This window comes from Subdoligranulum sp. APC924/74, assembly GCF_003324125.1.
In the GTDB taxonomy this organism is placed as follows: domain Bacteria; phylum Bacillota; class Clostridia; order Oscillospirales; family Ruminococcaceae; genus Gemmiger; species Gemmiger qucibialis.
This window is the reverse complement of sequence record NZ_PSQF01000143.1, coordinates 1-5,143: the sequence shown is the minus strand read 5'-3', so window position 1 is coordinate 5,143 and position 5,143 is coordinate 1. Positions and strand designations below refer to the sequence as shown.

6 protein-coding genes are annotated in these 5,143 nt (G+C 55.5%); 2 read left to right on the top strand and 4 right to left on the bottom strand.

Annotated elements, in window-relative coordinates; translation table 11 throughout:
* Positions 1-350 (top strand): hypothetical protein (locus C4885_RS16845; protein ID WP_207657609.1); only part of this gene is annotated, 350 nt, incomplete at its 5' end.
* 72 nt (positions 351-422) lie between these two features.
* On the opposite strand, the gene spo0A is transcribed toward C4885_RS16845, so the two are convergent.
* The 3 genes from spo0A to spoIVB all read right to left on the bottom strand — a co-directional run bounded on the left by spo0A (position 423) and on the right by spoIVB (position 2,734).
* Positions 423-1,184 carry a sporulation transcription factor Spo0A gene (gene spo0A / locus C4885_RS15395; protein WP_114001178.1) on the bottom strand — a complete coding sequence of 254 codons (762 nt, stop codon included), beginning with the start codon at positions 1,182-1,184 and terminating at the stop codon, positions 423-425.
* Entirely contained in the window at positions 1,163-1,345 is a 183-nt protein-coding gene (locus C4885_RS16325) for a hypothetical protein (protein WP_147237869.1), read from the bottom strand. The genes spo0A and C4885_RS16325 overlap by 22 nt, the downstream gene beginning before the upstream one ends.
* A 156-nt stretch (positions 1,346-1,501) precedes the next feature.
* Positions 1,502-2,734 carry a SpoIVB peptidase gene (spoIVB, locus tag C4885_RS15390; RefSeq protein ID WP_114001177.1) on the bottom strand — a complete coding sequence of 411 codons (1,233 nt, stop codon included), beginning with the start codon at positions 2,732-2,734 and terminating at the stop codon, positions 1,502-1,504.
* A 202-nt stretch (positions 2,735-2,936) separates the two neighbouring features.
* Between spoIVB and C4885_RS15385 the strand changes: the two genes are divergently transcribed.
* Positions 2,937-3,512 carry a TetR/AcrR family transcriptional regulator C-terminal domain-containing protein gene (locus tag C4885_RS15385; protein ID WP_158538928.1) on the top strand — a complete coding sequence of 192 codons (576 nt, stop codon included), beginning with the start codon at positions 2,937-2,939 and terminating at the stop codon, positions 3,510-3,512.
* Positions 3,513-3,913: 401 nt separating this feature from the next.
* On the opposite strand, the gene C4885_RS15380 is transcribed toward C4885_RS15385, so the two are convergent.
* On the bottom strand, positions 3,914-4,849 hold the full coding sequence (locus C4885_RS15380) for a hypothetical protein (protein ID WP_147237867.1): 936 nt from the start codon (positions 4,847-4,849) through the stop codon (positions 3,914-3,916).
* Between the last annotated feature and the right edge of the window lie 294 nt (positions 4,850-5,143).

Below are 5,143 nucleotides of genomic sequence, written 5' to 3'. Positions count from 1 at the left end.
ATTATCTGCGCTTTTGGCTTAGCAGCTGCCGCACCTCGCTCGCCGTATCGGCACTTAGAATTATGCGGTATTGCCCTGAATTTATTATACAGGCCATAGCCATAAAAATCCAGTCAATCCCAGTATTTTGGTGCAGGATTTTTGCAGAGCACGCATGGCAGCAATCACTTAAAACGGGCAATTTTTTTGCTCGTTTTTATTTTCCGCTGTTTTCTGCTTACAGAGGAACTTTTTTGGGCAAAAAAACTTCCTGCACAGATTGGGGGGCCAACCAATGCAGGAAGTTTATCGTTTTGGACATAGACTATTTATTGGGTCAAACGTGTGTTTTTATAATTTCACCGCAATAAAGGGCGGGATTTATAGGCGTAAGCGCAGTGCTCAAATCAGCCAGTTTTTCAACCACAGAATGTCGTTTTGCCTCACGCCCTGCGCTGCTTTTTATCCAGGCGGATCTTATCGCTGATCATTGCGATGAACTCGCTGTTCGTGGGTTTTCCTCTCAGGTTGTGGATGGTATAGCCAAAGTAGCTGTTCAGGGTATCCACATCGCCGCGGTCCCAGGCGACTTCAATAGCGTGGCGGATGGCGCGCTCCACGCGGGAAGCCGTGGTGGCGTTGCGCTTGGCGATTTCCGGGTAAAGGCGCTTGGTTACAGCGTTGATATAGTCATGGTCGCTCACGGCCAGCAGAATGGCGTCGCGCAGGAACTGATAGCCCTTGATGTGCGCCGGTACGCCGACCTGATGCAGAATTTCTGTCACCGTCAGCTCATCACAATCCTGCGATACCGGCTGCGGGCGGCTGGTGGAACCGGCGGCTTTCAGTACGCGGCTGACCAGAACGTTTTCATCAAACGGCTTAACGAAAAAGAACGAGAAACCGTTATCCAGCAAATCCTGCTCCACTTCCTCACTCTGGAATGCACCGGTCACAAAGAACGTTGTGTGGCCGCCGCGGGTATCCTGGGTTTCATAGCGCTGTTTGACCGTGATGGCGTCCAGATCCGGCATAAACGCATCCAGCAGAACGGCCTGCGGGTGCTCTTCCAGCAGGGATTTGAGCGCCTGCGAACCGTTTTTCTCGCATACAGTCACATCAATTCCCTTGGCTTCCAGTGCCTGGCGGCAAAGCTGCGTGGTCTGCGCGCCGGTATCGGTCATCAAAAACTTGATCTTATCCATCCAAAAATTCCTCCCCTTGCATGTTCAGCCCAGCGGACGGCGGTTTTTGCGGCGCCCGGAGCTGTTATTCGGATCTGCGGCTGCCTGCCGCTCTCTACATTGAGAATTTTACCATATTTTACCATGCCATGCAAGCAGAATCGTACTTTCTTTTCTTTCAAAAATCCCCGCCTATTCGTAATTATCGACAGCTTCCGGATCATTTCGTGTCCTCTCTCCTGCCCTTGCTGCGATGTTGTTCGGTTTTCTTTTTGCTTTTCTTTTCCGGTTTTACCATTTTCGTAAAAAACGTGCGATGCGCACTTTTTCCCAGGAAATTACCTTCCCTGCACGGCATCGGCACGTTTCAGCATGGTTGCAGCAAAGATGCCATAGCCGCGGGTTGGGTCGTTGACCAGCACATGGGTCACCGCGCCGACCAGGCAGCCGTCCTGTACAATGGGGCTACCACTCATGCCCTGCACAATGCCGCCCGTTGCCCGCAAAAGTTCCGGGTCAGTAATGCGCAGCAGCAGGTTGCGGTTGGGGTCCGAAGCTGTCATGTTGACCCGCTCAATGCGGACGGCAAAGCGCTGTGCCGTCTGGCCGGATATCGTGGTCACGATTTCTGCTTCGCCGGGGTACACTTCCTGAAGATTGGCAACGGGGATGTTCTCCCCTGCCTGCGCGGAATTTGTCAAAACGCCGTACACACCGGTCGAAGTATTGGCTTTGATGTCGCCAAAGGGCTGCTGACCGCCAAATTCGCCCCGCAGCTCCCCCGGGCTGCCCGCACTGCCGCGGCGGCAGCCGGTAATGGTGACGGAAACGGCTTCCCCGGTCAGCAACGTTAAATCCGTGCCGGTATCACTGTCCGAAACCGCGTGCCCCAGCCCGGCAAACGTCCCGTGTTCGGTATCCGCAAAGGTCAAAGTGCCAATGCCCGCCGAAGAATCCCGCACCCAGATGCCCGCCCGCGGGGCATCGGTGCCGCGCTCTCTGACCGGGGTAAGGGTGCAGGTCATCTGGTTTTGCCCGCGCAGGTAGCGTAGTTCCACGCTGCCGCCCGCCGCGGCGGCAATGGCGTCGGTCAGTTCCTCATTGGTGCGCACCGGGATGCCGTTTGCCTGGGTGATCAGGTCGCCCAGGCGCAGGCCCGCTTCTTTGGCCGGGTTCTCGCTGCCATGGACGGTATAGATATCGCTGAACGCAACGACCAGCGCCCCATCCGTGAACATCTTGACCCCAAAGGGGGTGCCGCCCAGCTGGACGGTTCGCCGCTGCTGCTGCACCGTGCGCACGGTTTTGACCGGCAGGCCCAGCAGGGTCAGGGTTACATTCGCGCTTTTATCCGCAGCCGTTGCACCCGCGGGGGCAGCGCTGCCCGCAGGAACGGCGGGGGCGGCTTGCAGGAACGGCATGCTTTCTACCGCCAGCGGCTGCCCCTGCTCCAGCACAAAGGTATCCGGCAGTTCTGCCCGCAGGGCAACCAGCAGCCCCGCCGCCAGAACGCTGCCAGCCGCCAGCAGGGCCGCCACACGGCGCAGATATCGTAAGCCATTGGTTGGCATGGTTTCATCCCCTTCCCTACACAGTATGTGCAAAAAAGCGGGCCGCAGCGCAGCCAAAAGCTGGCAAATACCGCTGCATTTGCGCGCTTTTTTGCGCGCTTTTGGGTTTGGATGGTAGAATTTTTTTCGCCTGTGTGCTATAATACTTGATAAGCATGATATGAGTTTTTATCTATTTGCTGCATGGAAAAGGAGAAAAAGGATGTCCCGTACCAACAAAACCAAGGAATTGCTGGCGCAGAGCCTGACGGAACTGATGGTTACCACCCCGCTGGAAAAAATTTCGGTAAACGATATTGTGGAGCATGCCGGGGTTGGGCGCAACACCTTTTATTACCATTTTGAGGATAAATTCGACCTGGTGAACTGGTATTTCCAAAGTGGTGCAACGCAGTTTTTGGTAACGCGCGGCCATTACGCCAGCTGGTCCACCCTGCTGACGGATCTGGAAGAATACCTTTTGCAGAACAAGACCTTTTATGTAAACGCGCTGGCTTACACCGGGCAGAACTGTTTGCAGGAATATGTGTTCCATTACTTAAGCGAGATGTTTGGCCAGCGGCTACTCTCGCTGGTGCCCAGCGCAACCGAGCGCGACTGCCAGTTTACCGGCAACTTTTTATCGGGCGCCATGGTGGGCCTTTTGCTGCCCTGGGTACGCAATGGCATGCCGCCGCTGAACCAAGCTGACCTGGACCACGGCCTGCGCACGCTGTGCAGCTGCAATCTGGCGGTTCTGCTGGGCTATGGCATTGACCCCAGCGCTTTGGTATTATAAGCAGCGCTTCCAGGGTACATTCAGTCCCTTATTTTCCATAGGCAACACCGCACAATTCCCGCCTTGCGGCTTAAGCACCGCTCCGGCAGCTGCGGCACGGCATCTGCGTTGCCAAAATGCTCGATAATGTCGGGTTGCGGTACCCGCATCGTGCTTCGGGGGCAAAAGCCCCTCGCACTCTGCGACCGCTGCCCCTGCTTCGGTTCGCTGTTTCCGCCACTGGCGGCGCTCACCTTTGCAGCATCCAGTATTATCTGCGCTTTTGGCTTAGCATCTGCCGCACCTCGCTCGCCATATCGGCACTTAGAATTATGCGGTATTGCCCATAAACAATAAACGAAAACCGGCAGCTTTCCCCTTTATTTCAGCGGGAAAGCTGCCGGTTTTATTTATTCTACAGTTCAGTCAAAATTCAGCGGGAAAGTTTTCCCCTCCGGGATGCACTGGCCCAGTTCCGTTTTGGGGGTGATCATGCGGTTCAGGTATTTTATATCATGTTCCCAATCCAGCAGCAGGACGGGGACCGCAACGCTGCCAATGCGGCTGTGGACGATTTGGCGATACATAGCATCCGCGGTTCGCTGATCCATATCCGGCTTGCGGGTATAAACGCAGAACAGGCCATACTGGGCCAGCACATCCAGCCAGTCGGTATTCACGGCCTGGGCGGCATCTGCCCGCCCCATTTCCACCAAAAAGCCATAGAACATCTGTTTGCTGCGCATGGCGTTGGCTGCGCGGCAGGCTTCGGTGGTAATTTCCGGCTCATGCAGGCACAGCAGTGTGATCACGTTATTGCACCCGGCAACGCGTTCCATGGTTGCTTCATTAAATTTCTGGGCATCAAACAGAACAAAGAACACGCTGTGGGTATGGCTTTGCAGCATGGCGACCGTTTTCGGGGTAAGGTCCTCGTCCGCATACAGCACCCAGGCATAGCTGGAACCGGCCTCTGCCTGAATAATGGCATCGTCCAGCTCCGGGGCGCTGCAAAAGCCCACATTCAGCCAGGAACGGGTCTCCCCGTTCTGCTTGCGGTTGTTGGAAGCACAGCTGATGATGGCATCAAACCCAAGGTTGATGCCTGCGGTGCAGATGGCATCCTCGTTGACCTGTGCCACAAGGTTGTTGATCAATTTATAATACAGGCTGTCGGTGCGCTGCAAGACGGTCTGCGCATGGTCAAAAAAGCGCTTTAAGTCCGGACGCTGCGCCAAAAGGGCGCACATATCCACATAGTTACGCAGCTGGCGGAAGCCATCGCGCCGCACATCGCGCACTGCGCGGTGGGCCAGCGTCATGGCAAAGCTGCGGGAGTTTTCCAAATCAGGTTTCATGGTATCCTTCTTTCGCAGCCGCGGGGCAGCGCGGCCGTTACAGTGTATGCAGGCAGCGGTACAGCGCTGCCCCTGGGGCATTCCCCTAGGGTGTATCTGAAAAGTCGAAAATGCAGTCTGTTTCTACAAACACAGCAGGATTTTGCGCTAAAAAGCCTTAACCCCTGCTTGTGTTTGCGAAATATCCGTCATTTTCTTTGTTTTCAGATATGCCCTAGGCAACACCGCACAATTCCCGCCTTACGGCTTAAGCACCGCTCCGGCGGCTGCGGCACGGCATCTGCGTTGCCAAAA